The organism is Zeimonas arvi, assembly GCF_008039575.1.
GTDB lineage: Bacteria > Pseudomonadota > Gammaproteobacteria > Burkholderiales > Burkholderiaceae_E > Zeimonas > Zeimonas arvi.
This window is the reverse complement of record NZ_VDUY01000003.1, coordinates 23701-46983: the sequence shown is the minus strand read 5'-3', so window position 1 is coordinate 46983 and position 23283 is coordinate 23701. Positions and strand designations below refer to the sequence as shown.

Annotated in this window: 21 protein-coding genes; 12 read left to right on the top strand and 9 right to left on the bottom strand. The window is 71.2% G+C overall.

The features are described from left to right. Positions 1-120: 120 nt before the first annotated feature. Entirely contained in the window at positions 121-945 is an 825-nt protein-coding gene (locus FHP08_RS07575; RefSeq protein WP_407704011.1) for a M90 family metallopeptidase, read from the bottom strand. Between the two features lie 49 nt (positions 946-994). Between FHP08_RS07575 and FHP08_RS07570 the strand changes: the two genes are divergently transcribed. Further along, positions 995-3280 carry a RelA/SpoT family protein gene (locus FHP08_RS07570; RefSeq protein WP_147703849.1) on the top strand — a complete coding sequence of 762 codons (2286 nt, stop codon included), beginning with the start codon at positions 995-997 and terminating at the stop codon, positions 3278-3280. Between the two features lie 830 nt (positions 3281-4110). Here FHP08_RS07570 and mog read toward each other — a convergent pair. Together mog and yjgA are read right to left on the bottom strand one after the other, a co-directional pair. Beyond that, positions 4111-4695, bottom strand: coding sequence for a molybdopterin adenylyltransferase (gene mog / locus FHP08_RS07565; protein WP_147703848.1), 585 nt, complete (start codon positions 4693-4695; stop codon positions 4111-4113). Further along, positions 4692-5243 carry a ribosome biogenesis factor YjgA gene (gene yjgA, locus FHP08_RS07560; protein ID WP_187272213.1) on the bottom strand — a complete coding sequence of 184 codons (552 nt, stop codon included), beginning with the start codon at positions 5241-5243 and terminating at the stop codon, positions 4692-4694. The genes mog and yjgA overlap by 4 nt, the downstream gene beginning before the upstream one ends. Before the next feature lie 104 nt (positions 5244-5347). On the opposite strand from yjgA, the gene pmbA reads away from it, so the two are divergent. Further along, complete coding sequence (gene pmbA / locus FHP08_RS07555) at positions 5348-6688, top strand: metalloprotease PmbA (RefSeq protein ID WP_147703846.1); 1341 nt, start codon at positions 5348-5350, stop codon at positions 6686-6688. Positions 6689-6698: 10 nt separating this feature from the next. On the opposite strand, the gene FHP08_RS07550 is transcribed toward pmbA, so the two are convergent. Then, positions 6699-6920 (bottom strand): hypothetical protein, encoded by a 222-nt coding sequence (locus FHP08_RS07550; protein ID WP_147703845.1) that lies wholly within the window; start codon positions 6918-6920, stop codon positions 6699-6701. Between the two features lie 110 nt (positions 6921-7030). Here FHP08_RS07550 and greB point away from each other — a divergent pair, with 110 nt between their 5' ends. After that, positions 7031-7615: a transcription elongation factor GreB gene (greB, locus tag FHP08_RS07545; RefSeq protein WP_147703844.1), complete on the top strand. Its 585-nt coding sequence runs from the start codon at positions 7031-7033 to the stop codon at positions 7613-7615. A gap of 3 nt (positions 7616-7618) precedes the next feature. On the opposite strand, the gene FHP08_RS07540 is transcribed toward greB, so the two are convergent. The 5 genes from FHP08_RS07540 to FHP08_RS07520 form a co-directional block, all read right to left on the bottom strand. Next, positions 7619-9028: a UbiA family prenyltransferase gene (locus tag FHP08_RS07540; protein ID WP_147703843.1), complete on the bottom strand. Its 1410-nt coding sequence runs from the start codon at positions 9026-9028 to the stop codon at positions 7619-7621. A gap of 93 nt (positions 9029-9121) precedes the next feature. After that, positions 9122-11323 (bottom strand): RelA/SpoT family protein, encoded by a 2202-nt coding sequence (locus FHP08_RS07535; RefSeq protein ID WP_147703842.1) that lies wholly within the window; start codon positions 11321-11323, stop codon positions 9122-9124. Between the two features lie 86 nt (positions 11324-11409). Continuing rightward, a complete protein-coding gene (gene rpoZ / locus FHP08_RS07530) occupies positions 11410-11619 on the bottom strand; it encodes a DNA-directed RNA polymerase subunit omega (RefSeq protein WP_147703841.1) in 210 nt (69 codons plus the stop codon). A 75-nt stretch (positions 11620-11694) separates the two neighbouring features. Continuing rightward, positions 11695-12363 carry a guanylate kinase gene (gmk, locus tag FHP08_RS07525; protein WP_147703840.1) on the bottom strand — a complete coding sequence of 223 codons (669 nt, stop codon included), beginning with the start codon at positions 12361-12363 and terminating at the stop codon, positions 11695-11697. Beyond that, on the bottom strand, positions 12360-13298 hold the full coding sequence (locus FHP08_RS07520) for a YicC/YloC family endoribonuclease (RefSeq protein ID WP_222707844.1): 939 nt from the start codon (positions 13296-13298) through the stop codon (positions 12360-12362). Before FHP08_RS07520 ends, gmk begins: the two co-directional genes overlap by 4 nt. A gap of 40 nt (positions 13299-13338) precedes the next feature. On the opposite strand from FHP08_RS07520, the gene FHP08_RS07515 reads away from it, so the two are divergent. The 9 genes from FHP08_RS07515 (at position 13339) to glnL (ending at position 23275) form a co-directional block, all read left to right on the top strand. After that, on the top strand, positions 13339-14313 hold the full coding sequence (locus FHP08_RS07515) for a serine/threonine protein kinase (protein ID WP_147703838.1): 975 nt from the start codon (positions 13339-13341) through the stop codon (positions 14311-14313). Positions 14314-14339: 26 nt separating this feature from the next. Further along, positions 14340-15254 carry a PP2C family protein-serine/threonine phosphatase gene (locus FHP08_RS07510; RefSeq protein ID WP_147703837.1) on the top strand — a complete coding sequence of 305 codons (915 nt, stop codon included), beginning with the start codon at positions 14340-14342 and terminating at the stop codon, positions 15252-15254. Beyond that, positions 15251-15973 carry a ribonuclease PH gene (rph, locus tag FHP08_RS07505; protein WP_147703836.1) on the top strand — a complete coding sequence of 241 codons (723 nt, stop codon included), beginning with the start codon at positions 15251-15253 and terminating at the stop codon, positions 15971-15973. Before FHP08_RS07510 ends, rph begins: the two co-directional genes overlap by 4 nt. A gap of 68 nt (positions 15974-16041) precedes the next feature. Then, positions 16042-16713, top strand: a complete 672-nt coding sequence (gene rdgB, locus FHP08_RS07500; protein WP_147704341.1) for an RdgB/HAM1 family non-canonical purine NTP pyrophosphatase — start codon at positions 16042-16044, stop codon at positions 16711-16713. A gap of 49 nt (positions 16714-16762) precedes the next feature. Continuing rightward, a complete protein-coding gene (hemW, locus tag FHP08_RS07495; RefSeq protein WP_407703998.1) occupies positions 16763-17989 on the top strand; it encodes a radical SAM family heme chaperone HemW in 1227 nt (408 codons plus the stop codon). A gap of 54 nt (positions 17990-18043) precedes the next feature. Then, on the top strand, positions 18044-19708 hold the full coding sequence (locus tag FHP08_RS07490) for a long-chain fatty acid--CoA ligase (RefSeq protein ID WP_225879071.1): 1665 nt from the start codon (positions 18044-18046) through the stop codon (positions 19706-19708). A gap of 362 nt (positions 19709-20070) precedes the next feature. After that, positions 20071-21486 (top strand): glutamate--ammonia ligase, encoded by a 1416-nt coding sequence (gene glnA, locus FHP08_RS07485; RefSeq protein WP_147703834.1) that lies wholly within the window; start codon positions 20071-20073, stop codon positions 21484-21486. 158 nt (positions 21487-21644) lie between these two features. After that, positions 21645-22193, top strand: a complete 549-nt coding sequence (locus FHP08_RS07480) for a DUF4124 domain-containing protein (RefSeq protein WP_147703833.1) — start codon at positions 21645-21647, stop codon at positions 22191-22193. After that, complete coding sequence (gene glnL, locus FHP08_RS07475; RefSeq protein WP_147703832.1) at positions 22190-23275, top strand: nitrogen regulation protein NR(II); 1086 nt, start codon at positions 22190-22192, stop codon at positions 23273-23275. The genes FHP08_RS07480 and glnL overlap by 4 nt, the downstream gene beginning before the upstream one ends. Positions 23276-23283: the final 8 nt, after the last annotated feature.

The following is a 23283-nucleotide window of genomic DNA, read 5'->3' as shown; positions in this document are numbered from 1 at the left end:
ATGCAGGCTGCATCTCCCCCGATACGGGGGATGGACAGGGGGCGCGGAAGGCGGTTTGCCCGGGACGCCCAGCGGCGGCCGGCCGAGCCGCCGCCCTGGCGCCCGCCCGGCAGCGGCGGATCAGCGGACCGCGGAGCGTGGATCCTGACCAAAATAGTCGGTCAACAGGCGGTACAGGTCCGGAAACACCTCGGCCAGCGGTTCCGGATCCACGAAGAAGGCCTCGGCGGCCACCGCGAAGAACTCGCCGACGTCGGTGGCGGCATAGGGATCGAGCGGCAGGCTGGCGTACCAGGCCTCGCCCTGGGGCGACTCGGGGTCGACGTGGCGGGGGATCGACTCTTCCAGCCGGTCGAGCATGCCGCAGAAGCTCTCCCAGGCGCCCTCGATCTCGCGGGTCCAGGCGGCGCGCCGGCGGGCGGGCAAGGGCGGCACGCCGTCGGGCTCGCCGTCGAGCATGTCCAGTTTGTGGGCGAATTCGTGGATCACCACGTTCCAGCCGCGCGAGGCGGGGTCGGCGTCTGCGTTCGGGTCGGCGTCCGGCCAGGACAGCACCACCGGGCCGCGCTCCATCGCCTCGCCGGCCAGCTCGTCGGTGGACTCGTGGACCACGCCGGCCTCGTCGACCTGGCTGCGCGACACCAGGAAGCGGTCGGGATAGACGACGATCTCGACGAAGTCGTCGTAGGCGGCCAGACCCAGTTTCAGGATCGGCAGGCAGGCCTGGGCGGCGATCGCGACCCGCACCCGGTCGTCGACCTCGAAGCCGGCCGCGCCGGTGATCGTCTTGGCGGCCAGGAAGCCGGCCGACAGCTCGCGCAGGCGGGCCAGGCCGGCTGCGTCGAGGTGGCCGAGCCAGGGCATGGCAGCCAGCGTCTCGCGCCAGAGGGCATGGTCGAGATCGGCGGCCGCCGGCGCGGGCCGGCCGAACAGGCGTTTGAGCAGCGAAACCAAGGTCGAAACCTATAATCGGCCGGAATCTCCACCGACCACGATGAGCGAGCCGAAGCCTATCACCGACGCCGCGCGGATCGACCACGGAAATGGGGACAGCGCGCGGGTGCGCCGCGCACTGTCCCTCGCCGCGGACGCGGTCTGCGACACCGCCGCGCCCAACGGCGAGGGCTACCTGGCGCACGCCCGCGGCACGATCGCGATCCTGCACGCGATCGGCGCCGACGAGGCCACCCAGATCGCCGCGGCGCTGGTCGAGCCGGCCTCGCTGCTGCCGCGCGAGGCGGTGGATCGCGAGTTCGGCCCCGAGGTGGGCCGGCTGGTCGACGCGATGCGCCAGGTGCGGCGGCTGCGCGCGCTGCGCCGCCCCGAAGGCGCGGACGCCGGCGCCCAGACCGAGACGTTGCGCCGGATGCTGCTGGCGATGGCCACCGACATCCGGGTGGTGCTGCTGCGGCTGGCCTCGCGCTTGCAGACGCTGCGCTACCACGCGGCCGAGAAGCGCGCACCCGACGAGTCGGTGAGCCGCGAGACGCTCGAGGTGCTGGCGCCGCTGGCCAACCGGATCGGGCTGTGGCAGCTCAAGTGGGAGCTCGAGGACCTGTCCTTCCGCTTCCTGCAGCCCGAGGCCTACAAGTCGCTGGCGCGCGCGCTCGAGGAAAGGCGGGTCGAGCGCGAGGCCTACATCGCCGCCACCGCGCAGCGCCTGCGCCAGGCGCTGGCGGCGGCCGGCCTGAACGCCGAGGTCAGCGGGCGGCCCAAGCACATCTACAGCATCTGGAACAAGATGCGCAGCAAGCAGCGCGAACTGGAAGGCATCTCCGACCTGCGCGGGCTGCGGGTGATCGTGGGCGAGGTGGCCCAGTGCTACGCCGCGCTCGACGTGGTGCACGCCATGTGGCAGTCGATCCCCGAGGAGTACGACGACTACATCGCCCGGCCCAAGCCGAACGGCTACCAGTCCCTTCATACGGTGGTCACCGCCGAGGACGGCCGGCCGCTCGAGGTGCAGATCCGTACCGAGGCGATGCACCGCTTCGCCGAGTACGGCGTGGCCTCGCACTGGCGCTACAAGGAGCGGGCCAGCGGCGCGGCCGGCAGCGGCGCGCGCAGCGACCAGGCCTTCGAGGACCGCATCGCCTGGATGCGCCAGCTCCTGGCCTGGCAGCGCGAGGTGGGCGAGGCGCTGGGCGGCGCGGCGGTGCCGCGCGGAACGGCCGCGCCGGGCAAGGCTTCGACGGGCAAGGCTTCGACGGGCGCCGCGGACCAGGACGCGCGCGACATCGCGGACGAAGCGCGCATCTACGTGCTCACGCCGCAGGCGCGGGTGATCGAGCTGCCGGCCGGCGCCACGCCGGTGGACTTCGCCTACCAGGTGCACACCAGCCTTGGCCACCGCTGCCGAGGCGCGAAGGTCGACGGCCACATGGTGCCGCTGAACACCGCGCTGCAGAACGGCCAGACGGTCGAGATCGTGGCGGCCAAGGACACCGGTCACGAAGGTCCCTCGCTCGACTGGCTGAACCCGCAGCTGGGCTACGTTCGAAGCCAGCGTACCCGCGCCAAGCTCAGGCAGTGGTTCAACGCCCGCGAGCTCGAGCGCGACACCGCGGCCGGCCGCGAGAAGGTCGAGAAGGTCCTGCAGCGCGAGGGCCGCACCGCGCTGGCCTTCGACGAGCTGGCCCGGCGGCTGGGCCAGCCCGACGCCGGCGCGATGTTCGTGGCGGTGGCGCGCGAGGAGATCGGGCCGCGCCAGCTCGAGGAAGCGGCGCGCCATGACCCGGCACAGGATCCTGCGCGAGCCGGCCTCGACGAACCCGATCTGGCCTCGGTGATCGCCGCCCGCCGGCAGAAGGCCGGGGCCGGCGGCGACGGCGTGCTGGTGGTGGGCATCGACTCGCTGCTCACGCAGCTCGCCCGCTGCTGCCGGCCGGTGCCGCCCGATCCGATCGTGGGCTTCGTGACCCACGGCCGCGGCGTGTCGGTGCACCGGGACAACTGCAGCACCTTCGCGCGGCTGGCAGCGCGCTCGCCCGAGCGGGTCATCGAGACCGAGTGGGGAAAGCCGCGCCCGGCCGCCGACGCCCGCGCGCGGCGCTATCCGGTGGACATCGAAGTGAAGGCGGCCGACCGCACCGGCCTGCTGCGCGACATCGTGGAAACCGTGGCGCGCGACCGGGTCAACGTGATCGGCATGCAGACGGCCACCCGGCGGCAGGAGGCGCGGATGCGGTTCACGGTCGAGGTGACGGATGCGGGGCAGCTGCAGGCGACGCTCGCGGCGGTGCGGGCGGTGCCGGGGGTCACTTCGGTGCGGCGGGCCTGACGCCTCTCGTTTGCCTGCGCCCGGCCGGCGGGGGTGGAGGCGCTTCCCGGGCGCCGGTGCTGCGGCCCCGCTGCGCGGGGCTTCCCTCGCCTTCCTCGTCCGCGGCGGCTCGGGCGCAACTCGCGATTCCTCTGGAATCGCTCGGACAGCGCCCTCGCTGATCGCCGCTCCCTTCGGAAGCGCTCGGCTTGCACAGGCGCCCGGGAAGCGCCTCCACCCCCGCCGGCCTGGAGACGGTGGCGTGCGGAGCGTCTGGCCTGCCGGCCTGCGTGAAGAGCTTGGGAGCGGCCGCGTGGCCTGCGCGGCGTGTTCAGCCCGCCCTCTTTCTGCTAAACGTACAGACCGATGAATCGATAGAGAGGATCAGACATGCCTCGATCCAGGCTTGCTGGACATGCTCCGGGAGATGGTGACGCACAGGGCTTCCCTGGCGACGTGCAGTACGTCAGTGAGACCGCACTCGCGGGGCCATGGTCGGACGCGGAGGTCCGTGAATTCGAGGCCGCGACCGAGCCCTTCCGAGAAGTCGATCCGAACCTTTGGCCGAGAGCGCCGAAGCCGACGAAGCGGGGATGAGCTCGCGACGCGTGCCACGACATCCAGGCGGTGCGGGCCGGGCTCGGATTCCGGGCGCCTTCGCAAGCCGAGCGCTTCGGAAGGGAGCGGCGATCAGCGAGGGCGCTGTCCGAGCGGCCCTGAAGGGCCGCGAGTTGCGCCCGAGCCGCCGCGGACGACGAAGGCGAGGGAACCCCGCGAAGCGAGACGCAGCCTCGGCGTCCGGAATCCGAGCCCGGCCTGCGCCGCCGGGCGAACCGGCACAAGCCGCGAGCTCAGCCCCGCTTCGCCGACTTCGGCCGGAAGGCCTTGCACAGGGACTCGTTCGTCTCCACGTACGGCGCCCCGATCAGGTCCAGGCAATACGGCACCGCCGCGAAGATCCCGTGCACCCTCTGCTTGCCGTCGGCATCCTTCAGCCCCTCGAGCGTTTCGCGGATCGACTTCGGCTGGCCCGGCAGGTTGATGATCAGCGCCTTGCCGCGGATCACCGCCACCTGTCGCGACAGGATCGCGGTGGGCACGAAGTTCAGGCTGATCTGGCGCATCTGTTCGCCGAAGCCGGGCATCTCGCGGTCGGCCACGGCCAGGGTGGCATCGGGGGTCACGTCGCGGGGGGCGGGGCCGGTGCCGCCGGTGGTGAGCACCAGGCTGCAGCCCTCGTGGTCGACCAGCTCGATCAGCGTGTGCTCGATCATCGGGCGCTCGTCGGGGATCAGCCGGACCACGGGCTCCCAGGGCGTCGCGAGCGCCTCGCCCAGCCACGCCTGCAGGCCGGGGACGCCCTGGTCCTGGTAGACGCCTTGCGAGGCGCGGTCGCTGACCGACACCAGGCCGATGCGGATCGTGTTCTCGCTCATTGCGGCTTGCTCCTTTCGGCGGCGCCCTCCAGCGCGGCGCGCAGCTTGCGGAAGAGGTCTCGGTAGGCGCGGCCCGGGCCCTCGCCGGCCAGCTCGGCGCGGGCGCGCAGCACCAGCGGCTCGACCGTCTCGCGGGTGTCGGGGAATTCGGCGCACCAGTTGGCCAGCACGCGGTCGTCGGCCAGGATGCGTTCGCGCCAGCGCTCGGCGGCGTGCAGGACGGCGACGTCGGCGCGGTGGTCGCGGCCTTCGTCGTTCAGCGCGGCGCGGATCGCGTCGCCGTCGGCGTCGCGCATCAGCTTGCCGATCAGCTGGACCTGCCGCCGCCGGCCCTCGTGGCTGCGGATCTCGCGGGCCATGCGCACCGCCTCGATCAGCGCTTCGCCGATGGGCAGGCGCACCAGCACGTCGTCGCGCAGGGTGGTGAGTTGCGCGCCGAGCGCCTGCAACGCGTGCGCGTCGCGCTTGCGCTGCGACTTGCTGGGACGCTCGTCGGGGGGCGGGTCGCGAGGCGGTTGCTCGCGTGTGTGTCGTCGGGATGCGCTCATGGCCGCTGCTATGATAACCGGCTCACCTGGCGACATCGGCGCCTGCCCCGGCCTCGCGCCGGCGGAGCGGGCGCCGTGGCCGATTCACGAGGAAATCCCCCGCGATGTTCGAATACGATCAGTCCCGCCTGAACGAACTGGCTGCCCTGGCGCTCGAGCGCGCCCACAGCGGCGGCGCGTCGGCGGCCGCGGTCGATGTCTCGGAGAGCAGCGGCCTGTCGGTCAACGTGCGGCGCGGCCGCGTGGAGACCATCGAGCAGACGCGTGACAAGGGCCTGGGCGTGTCGGTGTACTTCGGCACGCGGCGCGGCCACGCCAGCACCAGCGACTTCTCCGCCGGGTCGATCGCCGAGACGGTGGCGGCGGCCTGTGACATTGCCCGCTACACCGCCGAGGATCCCTTCGCCGGCCTGCCCGAACCCGAGCTGCTCGCGCGCGACTGGAAGGATCCGGGCGTGTTCCACGCCTGGAACCTGTCGGTCGACGAGGCGGTCGAGATGGCCCAGGCCGCCGAGGCGGCCGCCTTCGCCACCAGCCCGATGATCCGCAATTCCGAGGGCGCGTCGGTGAGCGTGAGCCACGGTCATTTCGTGGCGGCCAACTCGCTGGGATTCTCGGGCGGCTTTCGCTACAGCCGGCATTCGATCGGCGCGGCGCCGATCGCGCAGCGCGGCCGCGACATGCAGCGCGACGACTGGTACGCCTCGCACTGCAACCCGAAGAAGCTTGCCGATCCGCAGGCGCTGGGGCGCTACGCGGCCGAGCGCGCGCTGTCGCGACTGGGCGCGCGGCGCCTGTCCACGCGGCGGGTGCCGGTGCTGTTCGAGGCGCCGCTGGCCTGCGGGCTGCTGGGCCATTTCGTGCAGGCCACCAGCGGCAGCGCGCTGTATCGCAAGACCACCTTCCTGGTGGATTCGCTGGGCCACTCGGTCTTCCCCGAGCACATCGACATCGTGGAAGACCCCACGCTGCGCGGCGAATCGGGCAGCTCGCCCTTCGACAACGAGGGCGTGGCCACGAAGAAGCGCCTGGTGGTCGAGGCCGGCGTGCTGCAGGGCTATTTCCTGTCGACCTACTCGGCGCGCAAGCTGGGCATGCGGACCACCGGCAACGCCGGCGGCTCGCACAACCTGCGTTTCGCGAGCCGGCACACGAAACGCCGCGACGACCTCGAGGCCATGCTCGCCAGGCTGGGCACCGGTCTTTTCGTCACCGACCTGATGGGCCAGGGCGTGAACTACGTGACCGGCGACTACTCGCGCGGGGCGGCCGGCTTCTGGGTCGAGAACGGGAAGATCGCCTACCCGGTCGAGGAGATCACGATCGCGGGCAACCTGCGGCAGATGTTCCAGGACGTCCGCGCGGTGGGCGCCGACGAGATCGTGCGCGGCACCAAGCGCACCGGGTCGGTGCTGATCGGCGAGATGGCGGTGGCAGGGAGTTGAGGGGGCGCGTTCAGTGCACCCAGCCGGCCAGCGATTCGGCGATGTCCTGCGGCCGGGGCGAGGCCGCTGGCATCCGGCGAACGACCGGCCCCAGCGCCAGCACCAGGTCCTCGATCACCGCGATCGCCTCGGCCGGCGGCGGGACCGCATCGTTGCCGAACGAGGCCTCGAGCACCTCTCCGGCGTGGCTGACCATCATCAGGTAGCGGCGGAGCATGCGGCGGTCGTTCATGGCGCGAGGGGTGTCTCGTCTGTCGTGACGGGGGTGTCCGAAGGCATGCTGAAGCGAGCGGACGCACGCAGCGAGGAAATGCGTCACGGTCGTCAATCGATGAACGAGTCATGAGCAAGGCATTCACGAAGGAAGAACCGGACGTCGACGACGAGCTCGACACCGAAGAGACCGCGCCGCTGCCGCCCGGCGGGCGCAACTACATGACGCCGGCCGGTCACGCCCGGATGAAGGCCGAGCTGCTGCACTTGCTCGACGTGGAGCGGCCCGAGGTGGTGCGGGTGGTGTCGTGGGCGGCGTCGAACGGCGACCGCTCCGAGAACGGTGACTACCTGTACGGCAAGAAGCGGCTGCGCGAGATCGACCGCCGGATCCGCTTCCTGACCAAGCGGCTGGACAAGGCCGAGGTGGTGGACCCGGCGCGGCAGCAGAACCTGGAGCAGGTCTTCTTCGGCGCCACGGTGACCTACCTGCGCCGGCGCGCCGGCGCGCGGCCGGGCCCGGACGATAGCGAGGAAACGATCACGATCGTGGGCATCGACGAGGTCGACCCGCCGCGCCGCCGCGTGAGCTGGATCTCGCCGATCGCGCGCGCGCTGGCCAAGGCGCGCGAAGGGGACGTGGTCACGCTGCGCACGCCGGCCGGCGTGGACGAGCTCGAGGTGATCGAGATCGTGTACGCGACCGTTGACTGAGCGTCACAACGCCGCCGCGAACGCCCCCGCGACCAGCGCCGCCGCGAGCCAGCTCGCCGGGTCCTTCGCGGCCCAGGCGACCGGGTCTTCGTCGACCTCGCCGCGGTTGGCGCGGAACCAGGCGCGCAGCACCCAGTAGAGCACCACCGGGCATGCGATCCAGATGCGCTCGGGGTTGGCGTACATGTCGCGCGTCTGGTCGCTCTGGATGTACAGCGCCAGAACCATCACCGCCGACAGTCCCGCGCCGAGGCCGCCGGCTACGATCACCGGCAGGTCGTCGGTGTCGTAGTTGCGGGAAATGCGGCCGCCGCCGACCAGCGCGTGACGGCGCAGTTCGGCGTGGCGCTTGATCAGCGCCAGGCTCAGGAACAGGAACATCGAGAAGGCGAGCAGCCAGAACGAGGCCTCGACTCCGACCGCCGCGGCGCCAGCCAGCAGGCGAACCGTGTAGAGGCCGGCCAGGCACATCACGTCGACGATGGGCTTGCGCTTGAACCAGGCCGAATAGGCGGTGGTGGTGGCGACATAGGCGAGCAGCCACAGCCGGAAGTCCGGCGGCAGCATCGCGGCGCAGCCCAGCGCCAGGAGGGCGAGCAGCGCCGCGCCGGCCAGGGCGTTCGGCACCGGCAGCATGGCGCTGGCCAGCGGGCGATGGCGCTTGACCGGATGGCCGCGATCGTCGGCCAGATCCGCCAGGTCGTTCAGCACGTAGATCGTGGAGGCAGTGAAGCCGAAGGCGAGGAAGGCGATCAGCGCGTCGAGCACCGCCCCGGCGTCGTTCCACAGGTGGGCGGTGAGCAGCGGGATCAGCACCAGGCCGTTCTTCAGCCACTGGTGCAGGCGAAAGGCCCGGCGCCAGGCATCGAACCCGCCGCGCGGCGCGGGCAGCCGGTGCGCCACGGTGGTCAGCGCGCCGGCCTGCTCGGCGAGCCGGTCGTCGTTGCCGACCACGATCGCGGCGTGCGCGTCGCGCCAGACCGCGAGGTCGGCACGGCTGTCGCCCGCGTAGTCGAAGCCGCGTGCGCCGAATCGTTCGACCAGCGCTTCGCGCTTGCGCTCGCCCTTCAGGTTGTCGTCGGTATCGGTGCCGAGCGCGCCCGCGAACAGGCCCAGGTGCGCGGCGATCGCTTCCACGTAGCTGCGATGGCTGGCGCTGACCAGCCAGAGCTCGCGACCCTTCGCGTGCTCGGCGCGCAGCCAGTCGAGCACCGCCTCGTTGTAGGGCAGGGTGGCCGGATCGATCGGGCAGCGCGCGGCGATCTCGTGCTTGACGCGGGCGCGGCCGGCCGCGAGCCAGCCGATCACGCGCGGCAGCGCCAGCGGGTTGCGGACCAGGTAGCCGGGCAGCAGTTCCGCGAGCAGATCCGTGCGCAGCAGCGTGTTGTCGAGGTCGACGACGAGCGGTTTCATGGACCGGGAGGATAGCGCCGCGGCGCGGCCGCGTCAGGTCGATCGGCGCATCGATGCGCCGGCTAGCCGGAGCGCCGCGGCTGCGCGCGGCGCTCAGTGCCGGGTGATCTTGGCGACCTCGGGCAGGCGGCGAAGGTTGCGGATCACCTGCGCCAGGTGCACGCGGTCGCGCACCATCATCGCGAAGCGCAGCACCGCGCTCTCGGTGGCGTCGTCGTCCATGGACACGTGCACGATGTTGGCCTCGCTCGCGGCGATCTCGGCGGCCACCTTGCCGAGCACGCCGCGGTCGGCGCGCACCGCGACCTCGATTTCGGTGCGGAACTGGCCGGCCAGCTCCTCGGACCAGTCGACGTCGACCCAGCGCTCGGCATCCTTGATGCGCTGGCGCTGCGCCACCCGGCAGTCGGCCCGGTGCACGACCAGGCCGTGGCCGCCGCGCAGGTGTCCCACGATGTCGTCGCCCGGCAGCGGGTGGCAGCAGGGCGAGTAGGTGACCGCAGCGCCTTCGGCGCCGCTGATCATCATCGGCGCGGGCCGCGGGAGGATCAGCGCGGCGGCCGCGCTCTTGCTGCCGAACTGCAGCGCGATCGTGCGGGCCACCACCGGCGCGAGCCGCTTGCCCAGGCCGATGTCGGCGTGCATCTCCTCGACGCTCTTCGCGCCGGCGTCGCGCGCGCCGCGCTCGAGCGCCTGGACATCGAGCGAGGCCGGGTCGATGCGCAGGGCGGACAGCGCCTGCGCAAGCAGTCGGCGGCCCAGCTCGACCGACTCGCGGTACTTGAGCGTCTTCAGGCAGTGGCGGATGCCCGCGCGCGCCTTGCCGGTGCGCACGAAGGACAGCCAGTTGGGGTTGGCCTTGGCGTTCGGGTCGGTGATCACCTCGACCACGTCGCCGTTGTGCAGTTCGGTGCGCAGCGGCACCGGTTGCTGGTTCACGCGCGCGGCCACCGCCTGATCGCCGATGTCGGTGTGCACGCTGTAGGCGAAGTCGATGATCGTGGCGCCGCGCGGCATGGCGCGGATCTGGCCGCGCGGCGTGAACACGTAGACCGCGTCGGGGAACAGGTCGACCTTCACGTGCTCGATGAACTCGAGCGAGTCGCCGGTCTGGCTCTGGATGTCGAGCAGCGACTGCAGCCACTCGTGGGTGCGCTTCTGCAGGTCGGAGAAGCTCTCCTTCTCGGCCTTGTAGAGCCAGTGCGCCGCCACGCCGGCCTGCGCCACGCGCTGCATCTCCCGGGTGCGGATCTGGAACTCCACCGGCGTGCCGAAGGGGCCCACCAGCGTGGTGTGCAGCGACTGGTAGCCGTTGATCTTGGGGATCGCGATGTAGTCCTTGAAGCGCCCCGGCACCGGCTTGTACAGCGCGTGCAGCGCGCCCAGCGTCAGGTAGCACTGCGCGGGCGTCTCGACGATGACGCGAAAGCCATAGACGTCGAGCACCTCGGAGAAGGACAGCTGCTTGTCGCGCATCTTGCGGTAGATGGCGTAGAGCGTCTTTTCGCGGCCGAAGACCTCGGCGCTGACGCCCGCTTCGGGCAGCGCCTTCTGCACCGCCTCGAGGATCCTGGACAGCACCTCGCGGCGGTTGCCGCGCGCCGCCTGCACCGCCTTCTGCAGCGTGCGATGGCGGAAGGGGTGCAGGTACTTGAAGGACAGGTCGACCAGCTCGCGGAACAGCTCGTGCAGGCCGAGCCGGTTGGCGATGGGCGCGTAGATCTCGAAGGTCTCGCGGGCGATCCGCCTCTGCTTGTCGGGCGGGACCGCGCCCAGCGTCTGCATGTTGTGCAGCCGGTCGGCGAGCTTGATCAGGATGACGCGCACGTCGCGCGCCATGGCCAGCAGCATCTTGCGAAAGCTCTCGGCCTGCTGCTGCTCCTTCGAAGCGAACTCGACGCGCTCGAGCTTGGACAGGCCGTCGACGATCTCGGCCACCTGGGTGCCGAAGCGCTCGGCCAGCACCTGCTTGGAGATCGTGGTGTCCTCGATCACGTCGTGCAGCAGCGCGGCCATCAGCGAGTCGGCGTCGAGCTTCCAGCCGGCCAGGATCTCGGCGACCGCGATGGGGTGCGAGATGTAGGGTTCGCCGCTGGTGCGGAACTGGCCCAGGTGGGCCTCGTCGCTGAGGCGGTAGGCCTCGCGGATGCGGCGGATGTCGTCTTCGGTGAGGTAGGCCGCGGCCTTGCGGGTCAGGCTGGCGAGCGACACCACCTGCCGTTCGTCGGGCGCGGCCACGAAGCCGTTGCCGGCGGCGTTGGCGACCGCGGCGTCATGCGTGGGGTTCAGGGCCATGACCGCGCTCTCCCGTGCGGTGATGGCCGTGGGTTGCCGGGGCGGAGCCGGTCGTCGATGTCGGGAGCCGTGCGCGCGCGATCCGATCAGGTCGGCACGCGTCGCAGCATCTCGGCGCCGACCGCGCCGGCGGCGATCTCGCGCAGCGCGGTCACCGTGGGCTTGTCCTTTTCCTTGCTGTCGATCTTGGGCGTGTGGCCCTGGGCCAGCATGCGCGCGCGGTAGGTGGCGGCCAGCGTGAGCTCGAAGCGGTTCGGGATTCTCTTCAGGCAATCTTCGACGGTGATGCGGGCCATGGTCTTCTACCTGTAGGTCGGATTCGGAGGACGCGGTTCGCGCGTGCTTGCCCGCTGCGCGGGCGCCGTTCGGGCTCAGCCGCGGATGCCCAGTGCATCGAAGGTCTCGGCATGCCGGGCCTTCTGCTGGGCGAACCGCAACCGCGCCGCTTCGACGATCGTGAGCAGCTCGCCGAGTGCGCGCGTAAAGTCTTGATTGATAATAACATATTGGAAGCGGTGCGCCTGCTTCAGTTCGGCCTCGGCGGCGCTCACCCGCTGGGCGATCACCTCGACGCTGTCCTGGCCGCGCCCGACCAGCCGCTCGTGCAGCGCCTGGATGGATGGCGGCGCGACGAAGATGCCCACCGCATCCGGATACAGCCGCTGCACCTGCACCGCGCCCTGCCAGTCGATCTCCAGCACGATGTCCACCCCTGCGGCCATCCGCTCCTCGATCCAGCGCCGCGAGGTGGCGTACAGGTTGCCGTGGACCTCGGCCCATTCGAGGAACTCGCCGTCCTCGCGGCGCTGCTCGAAGCCGGCACGGTCCACGAAGAAGTAGTCGCGGCCCTCGATCTCGCCGGGGCGCGGCGCACGGGTGGTGAAGGAGACCGACAGCTGCATGCGCGGCTCGCGGTCGAGCAGTGCGCGCACCAGCGAAGTCTTGCCGGCGCCGGAGGGCGCGGCGACCACGAACAGGCTGCCGGCGCGCACGGGATGCGGCTTGCCGGACTGCGATGTCCTGGGGGAGGGCGGGTTCATTCGATGTTCTGCGTCTGCTCGCGGATCTGCTCGACCAGGAGCTTCAGGTCGATGGACGCGTTGGTCATCTCCAGCGCCGCGGCCTTCGAGCCGATGGTGTTGGCCTCGCGGTTGAACTCCTGCAGCAGGAAGTCCATCCGCTTGCCCACCGGCCCGGGGCCGGCGAGGATGCGGCGCAGCTCGGCGACGTGCGCGCGCAGCCGGCCGATCTCTTCGTCGACGTCGATGCGCATGCCGTGCAGCGTGACTTCCTGGCGCACCCGGGCCATGGTCTCGTCGTGCGGAATCGCGGTGGGCGAGGCCTGGTCGCTGCCGGCGGTGAGCCGTTCGAGCGCGCCGCGCAGGCGCTCGACCAGCCGGTCTTCGTGAGCGGCCAGCAGCTCGGGGGCGCGGGCGGCGACCTGCAGTGCGATCTCGTCGATGCGCGCGGCGCGTTCCAGGATCAGCTCGGCCAGGCGCCGGCCCTCGCGGGCGCGGGTGGCCACGAAGTCGGCCAGCGCCTCGTTCGCGGCTTCCAGGATGGCCGGCACCAGCGATTCGGCGCTGGCCTGCTCGGCGATCACGCCGGGCCAGCGCAGGACCTCGCCCACGGAGAGCGGCGCGGCGTCCGGCAGCGCGGCGCGCACCGTGGCGTCGAGCGCGGCCAGCCGTTCCAGGGCGGCCCGGTCGACGGCGGCCGGCGCGTCGGCGCCGGTGGCGGCGCGCAGGGCGACCCGGCACTCGAGCTTGCCGCGTTGGACCGCGCCGCCGATCAGCTCGCGCAGCGGCGGTTCGGCGATGCGCAACTCGTCGGGCATGCGCAGCGACAGGTCGAGAAAGCGCGAGTTGACGCTGCGCAATTCCACGGCCAGCTGGCCGGCCGGGGTGTCGCGGGTGGCCAGCGCGTAGCCGGTCATGCTCTGCAAGGGTCGCCGTTCGGCGGTTGGCTTGGTCAAGTTCGGATCGGGGATTCGGTGAGACCGTAGAATCGATCCCATGGGCAACCAGAACAACGCTCCGCTTCCCGACGGGATCGAAGTCGGCGGGTACCGTATTGTAAGGAAGATCGCCAGCGGCGGCTTCTCGATCGTGTACCTGGCCGAGGACGGCACCGGCGAGAAGTTCGCGATCAAGGAGTACCTGCCCAGCACGCTGGTGAAGCGGGCTGCGGGCCAGCTTGCGCCGTCGATTCCCGAGCAGAACCTGAACACCTTCCGCAACGGCCTGCGCTGCTTCTTCGAGGAGGGCCGGGCGCTGGCGCGGATCTTCCACCCGAACGTGGTGCGGGTGGTCAACTTCTTCCGGGCCTTCGACACCGTCTACATGGTGATGGCCTGGGAGCGGGGCCGCAGCCTGCAGGAAGTGGTGCTGCGCAACCGGCGCCGGCACGGCCGCGAGGTGATGGCCGAGCGCCATATCGTGCGGGTGTTCAACCTGGCGATGAACGGGCTGCGCGAGGTGCACGCCAACCGGCTGCTGCACCTGGACCTGAAGCCGGCCAACATCTACCTGCGTTTCGACGGCACGCCGCTGCTGCTGGACTTCGGCGCGGCGCGCCGGGCGCTCGACGCCGAGCCGCAGCGGCTGTTCCCGATGTACACGCCGGGCTTCGCCGCGCCCGAGCTCTACCGGCGCACCCAGCAGCTCGGCCCCTGGACCGACGTCTACGGGCTGGGCGCCAGCATGCTGGGCTGCATGCTGGGCCAGCCGCCCCAGCAGGCCGACCAGCGCGAGCTCGACGACCGCCTGCCGGCCACGCTGGACTCGCTGGCCGAGGTCTATTCGCGTCCGCTGCTCGACCTGGTCGGCTGGTGCCTCAAGCTCAACCCGCTCGAGCGGCCGCAGAGCGTGTTCGCGCTGCAGCGCGCGCTGCGCGGCATCGCGGCGGCGGCAGGCGAGCCGAACCCGCTGCGTCCGACCACGATCGGCCGCTGGCTCGACTCGCGCGCCGACGAGGCGCAGGTCGGCTGAGCCGCGGGCGCGCGCCGGAACCTCCCATGCGATTCTCGATCTACCAGGACAGCCTGATCGGCGAGCGTCAGCTCAACCAGGACCGGATGGGCTATTGCTTCACCCGCGAAAGCCTGCTGATGCTGGTGGCCGACGGGATGGGCGGTCACCTGCATGGCGAGATCGCCGCCCAGATGGCCCTGCAGGCCGCCGCGGCCATGTTCCAGGCACAGGCCCGGCCGCGGCTGGCCGACCCGGCGGTCTTCCTCGACGTGGCGCTGCGGCGCGGCCATCGCGAGATCCTGAACTTCCAGCGCGCCAACCGGCTGCCCGACGCCCCGCGCACCACGATCGTGGCCTGCGTGGTGCAGCAGGGCCAGGCCTGGTGGGCGCACGCCGGCGACTCGCGCTTCTACTGGCTGCGCGAGGGCGCGGTGCTCGCCCGAACGCGCGATCACTCCAAGGTGCAGAACCTGGTCGACCTGGGCCTGCTCGAGCCGGAAGAGGCCGATGGGCATCCGGAACGCAACAAGGTGCTGAACTGCCTGGGCTCGCCCTTCGAACCCACGATCGAGATGGGCGGTCCGCAGGCGCTGGTGCCCGGCGACACGCTGCTCCTGTGCAGCGACGGCGTCTGGGGGCCGCTGACCGACGCCGGGCTGGTGGCCACGCTGGGCGCCGACACCGCTCTGGTCGGCGTGCCGATGCTGGTGCGGCGCGCGGTCGAGGCGGGCGGCGCGCTGGCCGACAACGCCACCGCGCTGGCCATGACCTGGGAAGGCGAGGAGGACACCGGCCGCGGCCTGTCCTCGGCGCTGGTGCCCGACGGCGCGATCACGACCACGATTTCGGTGGGGCCGCCGGAGGGCGCCGCCGCACCCGACGCGATCAGCGAGGACGAGATCGAGCGGACGATCCGCGAGATCCGCGACGCGATCGCACGAACCGGAGGAAACCGATGACGATCCGCCCGAGCGGCCGCGCCAGCGATGTGCTGCGCGAAGTCCGCTTCACCCGGGGCTACACCCGTTACGCCGAGGGCTCGGTGCTGGTCGAGTTCGGCCACACGAAGGTGCTCTGCACCGCAAGCGTCGAGGAGAAGGTGCCGGGCTTCCTGCGCGGCGCCGGCCGCGGCTGGGTCACCGCCGAGTACGGGATGCTGCCGCGCGCCACGCACACGCGCGGCGACCGCGAGGCGGCGCGCGGCAAGCAGAGCGGCCGCACGCAGGAGATCCAGCGGCTGATCGGACGCAGCCTGCGCGCGGTCTTCGACATGGCGAAGCTCGGCGAGCGCACGATCACGCTCGATTGCGACGTGCTGCAGGCCGACGGCGGCACCCGCTGCGCGTCGATCACCGGCGCCTGGCTGGCCGCGTACGACGCGGTGGCCTCGCTGGTGAAGGCCGGCGTGCTGGCGGGCTCGCCGATCCGCGAGCACGTGGCCGCGGTGTCGGTGGGCATCTACCAGGGTGTGCCGGTGCTGGACCTGGACTACGACGAGGACTCGAACTGCGAGACCGACCTCAACGTGGTGATGACCGGGGCGGGCGGCTTCGTGGAGATCCAGGGCACCGCCGAGGGCGAGCCCTTCAGCCGCGCGCAGCTCGACCGGTTGGTCGGGCTGGCGAGCGAGGGGATCGAACGGCTGGTGGCCGCGCAGAAGGCGGCGCTGGCGTCGTGAGCGAGCACGTTCGGCGCGCCGCGAGCGGCGGAGCGCTGCCCGCCGAGGACATCCGGGCGCTGCCCGCGCTGCGGCAGGTCGTGCTGGCCTCGGGCAACGCCGGCAAGCTGCGCGAGTTCGCGGCGTTGCTGGCGCCCCTGGGCCTCGAGCTCTTGCCGCAGACCGCCCTGGGCGTGCCGGCGGCCGAGGAGCCCTTCGGCACCTTTCTCGAGAACGCGCTGGCCAAGGCCCGGCACGCGAGCCGCGCCACCGGCTTGCCGGCGCTGGCCGACGACTCGGGCATCTGCGTGGAGGCGCTGGGCGGTCGGCCCGGTGTGTGGTCGGCGCGGTGGTCGGCGATGCGGCGCGAGGAAGCGGCAGCCGGGCGGCGGGCGGTCGCTGCCCCGGGCGGCGCGGGACCGGCCGACACCGACGCCGCCAACAACGCGCAGCTGGTCGCCGACCTGCAGGGGCAGGCCGACCGGCGCGCCCACTACTACTGCGTGCTGGTGCTGGTGCGCTCGCCCGACGATCCGCAGCCCATCGTGGCCGACGGCAGCTGGTACGGCGAGGTGCTCGACGCGCCGCGGGGCGCCGGCGGCTTCGGCTACGACCCGCATTTCCTGATTCCCTCGGTCGGTCTCACCGCGGCCGAGCTGGATGCCGAGGCCAAGAACCGGTCGAGCCATCGCGGCCGTGCGATGCGCGCGCTGGTCGAGCGCCTGCGCGAGGGCGGGCTCACGCAGGCCGGCGCGGCATGATCGCTGCCATGGCCACCGTCTTGATCGCCGCCCGGATCGAGGCCTTGCGGTGATCCCGATCCGGCCCGCGGGGTCCGGTGGCGTGCTTGCCGCGCCCGGCGCAGGCCTTGCCGGCGCCGCCCCCGGCGTGTCCGAGCCGCCGCCGCTGGCGCTCTACGTGCACCTGCCGTGGTGCATCCGCAAGTGCCCGTATTGCGACTTCAATTCGCACGAGTTTCGCGACGGCGACTCGCCGCCGGAAGACCGCTACGTGGACGCGCTGATCGCCGACCTGGAGTCGGCGCTGCCCTCGGTGTGGGGGCGCAGCGTACAGACGGTGTTCATCGGCGGCGGCACGCCCAGCCTGTTCTCGCCCGAGGCGATCGAGCGGCTGCTCGCCGCGGTGCGGGCGCGCCTGCGGCTCGCGCCGGGCGCCGAGGTCACGATGGAGGCCAATCCGGGCACCTTCGAGGCGGCGCGCTTTCGCGGCTACGCGCAGGCCGGCGTGACCCGCCTGTCGATCGGCGTGCAGAGCTTCTCGAACGACGCGCTGGCGGCGCTCGGCCGCATCCACGATGCAGGGCAGGCGCGGCGCGCGATCGAGACCGCGATCGACGCCTTCGAGACCTTCAACATCGACCTCATGTACGCGCTGCCCGGCCAGTCGCTCGACGCGCTGCGCGCCGACCTGCGCGAGGCGCTGGCCTTCGCGCCGCCTCACCTGTCCGTCTATCACCTGACGCTCGAGCCGAACACGCTGTTCGCCAGGCGCCCGCCGCCGTTGCCCGACGACGACCTGGCCGCCGACATGCAGGCGCTGGTCGAGGACGAGACCGGCGCGGCCGGCCTGCGTCACTACGAGGTCTCGGCCTATGCGCGCGAGGGCCATCGCTGCCGGCACAACCTGAACTACTGGCAGTTCGGCGACTACCTGGGCATCGGCGCGGGCGCGCACGGCAAGCTGTCCTTCCACGACCGGATCGTGCGCGAGGCGCGGCTGCGGCACCCGCGCGCCTACATGTCGGGCGCGCTCGACTCCGGCGCGATCGAGGTGTCGCGCACGCTCGCGGCCGCCGAGCTGCCCTTCGAGTTCATGCTGAACGCGCTGCGCCTGCTCGACGGGGTGCCCGCCGCCCTGTTCGTCGAGCGCACCGGGCTGTCGCTGGCGGCGATCTCGCGCGAACTGCAGCGGGCGGCCGATCGCGGCCTGCTCGATCCGGACCCGACCGTGATCCGCGCGACGCCGTTGGGCATGCGTTTCCTCAATGACCTGATCGAGGGATTTCTGCGAGACTGAGCGGATCGAATTCGGACGAGGGCGTGTCGACGCGCCCCGATGGAGGAGCGCTTAATGCATTCGGTCAAGAGCACGATGATGCCGGTTCCGCTGTCGCTGAACCGGCTGCTGGAGCACGCCGGCCGGCTGTTTCCCGAGCAGGAGATCGTGTCGCGGTTGCCCGACAAGTCGCTGCGCCGCCATCGCTACGCGGACTTCCACCGCCGGGCGCGGCAACTGGCCGCGGCGCTGAAGAAGCTGGGGCTGCGCAAGGGCGACCGGGTCGCCACCTTGTGCTGGAACCATCACGCGCACCTGGAAGCCTATTTCGGCATCCCGGCGGCTGGCGGCGTGATGCACACGCTCAACCTGAGGCTCGCGCCCGACGAGCTCGGCTGGATCGCGCACCACGCGCACGACCGCTTCCTGATCGTCGACGACGTGCTGCTGCCGCTCTACCAGCGGTTCGCGCCGCATCACCGCTTCGAGCGGGTGATCGTGTTCCCGTTCTCGGGCGCGCCGGTGACCGAGCGCGACGGCGACCCGCACGAGGGCGAGCCGGCCATCGACGACTACGAGCGGCTGCTCGCCCGCGCGCCGGCCGACTTCCACTACGCCGATCACCACGAGGACGATCCGGTGGCCATGTGCTACACCTCGGGCACCACCGGCAAGCCCAAGGGCGTGGTCTACTCGCATCGCTCCACCGTCCTGCACTCGCTGTCCTGCGCGCTGCCCGACGCGGTGAACATCGCGGCCAACGACACGGTGCTGCCGGTCACGCCGATGTTCCACGCCAACTCCTGGGGCATTCCCTACGCGGCGGTGATGGTCGGCGCAAGGCTGGTGTTCCCGGGGCCCCACCTGCACCCGGAGGACCTGCTCGACCTGATCCAGGCCGAGCCGCCCACGCTGTCGCTCGGCGTGCCCACGATCTGGCTGGGCCTGATCCAGGCCCACGAGGCGAACCCCGGCCGCTGGAAGCTGCCGACCGCGATGCGCAGCATGGTGGGCGGGGCGGCGGTGCCCGAGGCCCTGATACGGCAGTTCGCGAAGCACGGGGTGCGCGTCACCCAGGGCTGGGGCATGACCGAGACCTCGCCGGTCGGCTCGCTGTTCCTGGAGAAGCCCGAATTGAGGGGCAAGCTGAGCGACGACGAATGGTTCGCCCGCAAGGCCATGGCCGGGGTGCCGCTGGCACTGGTCGAGGCGCGCATCGTGGGCGAGCAGGGCGTGTGCGACTGGAACGGCAGCGACGTGGGCGAGCTGCAGGTGCGCGGCCCCTACATCACCGGCGCCTACCACGACGTGCCGCAGGACCCGGACAAGTTCACCGCCGACGGCTGGCTGCGCACGGGCGACGTCGCCTCGATCGACGCGCACGGCTACATCCGGATCGCCGACCGCACGAAGGACCTGGTCAAGTCGGGCGGCGAATGGATCAGTTCGGTGGACCTGGAGAACGCGATCATGGCGCACCCCGGGGTGGCCGAGGCCGCGGTGATCGCGATCGCGCATCGCAGGTGGGGCGAGCGGCCGCTGGCCTGCGTGGTGCGCAAGCCCGGCGCCACGGTCACGGTCGAATCGCTGCGCGAGCTGCTGGCCGGACGCTTCGCGAGCTGGCAGCTGCCGGACGCCTTCGAGTTCGTGGACGAGATCCCGCGCACGTCCACCGGCAAGTTCTGGAAGCTGAAGCTGCGCGAGCGCTTCGCCGAGTGGCGCTGGCCCGAGGGCGCCTGAACCTGGCCGAAACGACGCTGGAACTTGCCCGGGGGATGTCGAGCGGATGTGCACAGAAATGGTGCGTTAAAGCGCCCGCAAAGGGTGCGCGGCCGGCCCTTGCACCGGCAGGGTGCGCCAGAATCGTCCGCGATCCGGCGCCGCGGCTGCGGGGAGGTTCATGGCTGCGGGGCGCCGAAGCGTCCATAATGGCGCAATCGGGGCGCGTCGCCGCGCTTCCGCATCGTCAAGGTGCTGGCATGGAAACTGCTAGCTCTGAAATCGTCCCCGTCGGCACAGGCCGCCGGACCTGAACCCCAGCGGCTCGCCATCGACTCGACGGCAGGCCGCCACCATCAAACCGAAGCCAGGAGATTCCCAGCATGGCCGCAGCGCCCAAAGACGTGTTGAAGATGATCGCCGACAACGAAGTCAAGTTCGTCGACTACCGCTTCACCGACACCCGCGGCAAGGAACAGCACGTGTCCGTGCCGGCGCACGCTGTCGACGAGGACAAGTTCGTCTCCGGCCATGCCTTCGACGGCTCGTCGATCGCCGGCTGGAAGGGGATCGAGGCGTCCGACATGCTGCTGATGCCGGATCCGGCCACCGCGAACATCGATCCGTTCCGCGAGGAGCCCACGCTGATCCTGACCTGCGACGTGATCGAGCCGTCCGACGGCAAGGGCTACAACCGCGATCCGCGCTCGATCGCCAAGCGCGCCGAGGCCTACCTGAAGGCCAGCGGCATCGGCGACACCGCCTACTTCGGCCCGGAACCCGAGTTCTTCATCTTCGACTCGGTGACCTGGAACGTCGACATGTCGGGCTGCTTCGTGAAGGTGAATTCCGAGGAAGCCTCCTGGTCGACCGGCAAGGAATTCGAGGGCGGCAACCTCGCGCACCGACCGGCGGTCAAGGGCGGCTACTTCCCGGTGCCGCCGGTGGATTCCTTCCAGGACATGCGCTCGGAGATGTGCCTGATCCTCGAGCAGATGGGCGTGCCGGTCGAGGTGCATCATCACGAAGTGGCGGGCGCCGGCCAGAACGAGATCGGCACCCGGTTCTCCACGCTGGTGCAGCGCGCCGACTGGACGCAACTGCTCAAGTACATCGTGTTCAACGTGGCGCACAGCTACGGCAAGACCGCGACCTTCATGCCCAAGCCGATCGTCGGCGACAACGGCTCGGGCATGCACGTGCACCAGTCGATCTGGAAGGACGGCCAGAACCTGTTCGCCGGCGACAAGTACGCCGGCCTGTCGGAGTTCGCGCTGTTCTACATCGGCGGCATCATCAAGCACGCCCGCGCGCTGAACGCGATCACCAACCCGGGCACGAACTCGTACAAGCGCCTGGTGCCCGGCTTCGAAGCCCCGGTCAAGCTCGCCTACTCGGCGCGCAACCGCTCGGCCTCGATCCGGATCCCGTACGTCAGCAACCCGAAGGGCCGCCGGATCGAGGTCCGCTTCCCGGATCCCACCGCCAACCCCTACCTGGCCTTTTCGGCGCTGATGATGGCCGGTCTGGACGGCGTGCAGAACAAGATCCACCCGGGCGAGGCGGCGGACAAGAACCTGTACGACCTGCCGCCGGAAGAAGACGCGAAGATCCCGACCGTGTGCTCGTCGCTCGACCAGGCGCTCGAGTACCTGGACAAGGACCGCGAGTTCCTGACCCGCGGCGGCGTGTTCTCCAACGAGATGATCGACGCCTACATCGAGCTCAAGATGGAGGAGGTCACCCGCTTCCGGATGACCACCCACCCGGTCGAGTTCGACATGTACTACAGCCTGTAAGGCATGACGGGGGCAGCGGGGCGATCGCGCTCCGCGCGCCGGCGGGGCGAGTCGTCGCTCCGTTCGTCGACGGGGCGGGCAACCGCCCCGTTCGCGTTTGCTACACTCGATTCGCCCCCAGACCGACAGGCCGCCGGGCTCCCGCCCGGCCCGACACGATGAAGCACGCCCAGCCGTTCTCCCCGCCCCTCATCGCCGCCGCGGTCGGCCTTGCTGCCGCGCTGGCCTCGCCGCCCGCGCTGGCGCAGGTCTACCGCTGCGAGTCCGACACCGGCGTGCCCGTCTACCAGGGCACGCCCTCGGGGAAGAACTGCCGCGCGCTCGACATGGCCCCGCTCACCACGATCCCGTCGCCCAAGCTGCCGGCCGGCGCGGGCAAGCCCTCGGCGCCGCCCGCCGGGCAGGCGGGCACGGCCCGTCCGGCCGCGTCGGCCGGCATGCCGGCCGACTTCCCGCGCGTCGACGCGAGCACCCAGCGCTCGCGCGACGGCGAGCGCCGCAGCATCCTGGAAGCCGAGCTGGCGAAGGAAGAGAACCGGCTCGAGTCGCTGCGCCGCGAGTACAACGATGGCCAGCCCGACCGGCTGGGCAGCGAGCGCAACTACCAGAAGTACCTCGATCGCGTGGAGCGCCTGAAGGAGGACATCGCGCGCTCCGAGGCGAACATCGGCGCGCTGCAGCGCGAGCTGGCGGCGATCAGGGAGTGACGCGGGCGGCGCCAGACCCGGAACCCGCCCGGCGCGCGCGCGCGGATTCGCCGCTCGCCGGACTGGATCTTCTCGCCACCGCGGTCGTCGTCCTCGATCGCGAAGGCTGCGCCACCTACCTGAACCCTTCGGCCGAGCAGCTCTTCGAGGTCTCGCGCCGGATCGTCGTGGGCCAGCCCTTCGCCAGGCTGTTCCTGGACGGTGCACCGATCGAGGGCCTGATGGCCGGCGCGCTGTCGGGCGAGTTCGAGGAGAAGCGCACCGATCTGGAGCTCGAGCGGCCGGGCCGGGAGCCGATGCTGCTGCTGGTCACCGCAACGGTGCTCGACGCCGGGCCGGGCATGCTGCTGATCGAGTTCCGCGAGCACGACAAGCGCTGGCGGGTGGATCGCGAGGAGCGCCTGCTCGACTCCGCGCAGGCCAATCGGGAACTGGTGCGCAACCTGGCCCACGAGATCAAGAACCCGCTGGGCGGCATCCGCGGCGCGGCCCAGCTTCTCGAGAGCGAGCTCGGCTCGCCGGGCTTGCGCGAGTACACGCAGGTGATCATCAAGGAGGCCGACCGGCTGCAGCTGCTGGTCGACCGCCTGCTGGCCCCCCACAGGCACCCCCACATCGTGGGCGACGTGAACATCCACGAGGTCTGCGAGCGGATCCGCTCGCTGGTGCTGGCCGAGTTCCCGCACGGGCTCGCGGTGCGGCGCGACTACGACACCAGCCTTCCCGAATTCCGCGGCGACCGCGAGCAGCTGATCCAGGTGGTGCTCAACCTGGTCCGCAACGCCGCGCAGTCGATGAACGGGCGCGGCGAGATCATCCTGCGCACCCGGATCGCCCGCCAGGTCACGATCGCCAAGCATCGGTGGAAACTGGCATTGGACTTGCATGTGATCGACAACGGCCCGGGCGTGCCGGAGGAGATCAGGGACAGGATCTTCTTTCCGCTCGTCTCGGGCCGTGAAGGCGGCAGCGGCCTGGGCCTCACCATCGCGCAGACTTTCGTGCAGCAGCACGGCGGCCTGATCGAATGCGACAGCCGGCCAGGACGCACCGACTTCCGGATACTCCTGCCACTGCCTTGAGCCGGAAC

What these genes read in the sequence shown, in the direction of transcription:
- mog (WP_147703848.1), bottom strand. Translation starts at nt 4,695, where the DNA reads ATGAGCGAGAACACGATCCGCATCGGCCTGGTGTCGGTCAGCGACCGC.
- yjgA (WP_187272213.1), bottom strand. Translation starts at nt 5,243, where the DNA reads ATGAGCGCATCCCGACGACACACACGCGAGCAACCGCCTCGCGACCCG.
- FHP08_RS07490 (WP_225879071.1), top strand. Translation starts at nt 18,044, where the DNA reads ATGCATTCGGTCAAGAGCACGATGATGCCGGTTCCGCTGTCGCTGAAC.
- FHP08_RS07535 (WP_147703842.1), bottom strand. Translation starts at nt 11,323, where the DNA reads ATGGCCCTGAACCCCACGCATGACGCCGCGGTCGCCAACGCCGCCGGC.
- glnA (WP_147703834.1), top strand. Translation starts at nt 20,071, where the DNA reads ATGGCCGCAGCGCCCAAAGACGTGTTGAAGATGATCGCCGACAACGAA.
- rph (WP_147703836.1), top strand. Translation starts at nt 15,251, where the DNA reads ATGACGATCCGCCCGAGCGGCCGCGCCAGCGATGTGCTGCGCGAAGTC.
- FHP08_RS07510 (WP_147703837.1), top strand. Translation starts at nt 14,340, where the DNA reads ATGCGATTCTCGATCTACCAGGACAGCCTGATCGGCGAGCGTCAGCTC.
- FHP08_RS07480 (WP_147703833.1), top strand. Translation starts at nt 21,645, where the DNA reads ATGAAGCACGCCCAGCCGTTCTCCCCGCCCCTCATCGCCGCCGCGGTC.
- FHP08_RS07570 (WP_147703849.1), top strand. Translation starts at nt 995, where the DNA reads ATGAGCGAGCCGAAGCCTATCACCGACGCCGCGCGGATCGACCACGGA.
- rpoZ (WP_147703841.1), bottom strand. Translation starts at nt 11,619, where the DNA reads ATGGCCCGCATCACCGTCGAAGATTGCCTGAAGAGAATCCCGAACCGC.
- pmbA (WP_147703846.1), top strand. Translation starts at nt 5,348, where the DNA reads ATGTTCGAATACGATCAGTCCCGCCTGAACGAACTGGCTGCCCTGGCG.
- greB (WP_147703844.1), top strand. Translation starts at nt 7,031, where the DNA reads ATGAGCAAGGCATTCACGAAGGAAGAACCGGACGTCGACGACGAGCTC.
- gmk (WP_147703840.1), bottom strand. Translation starts at nt 12,363, where the DNA reads ATGAACCCGCCCTCCCCCAGGACATCGCAGTCCGGCAAGCCGCATCCC.
- FHP08_RS07550 (WP_147703845.1), bottom strand. Translation starts at nt 6,920, where the DNA reads ATGAACGACCGCCGCATGCTCCGCCGCTACCTGATGATGGTCAGCCAC.
- FHP08_RS07540 (WP_147703843.1), bottom strand. Translation starts at nt 9,028, where the DNA reads ATGAAACCGCTCGTCGTCGACCTCGACAACACGCTGCTGCGCACGGAT.
- FHP08_RS07515 (WP_147703838.1), top strand. Translation starts at nt 13,339, where the DNA reads ATGGGCAACCAGAACAACGCTCCGCTTCCCGACGGGATCGAAGTCGGC.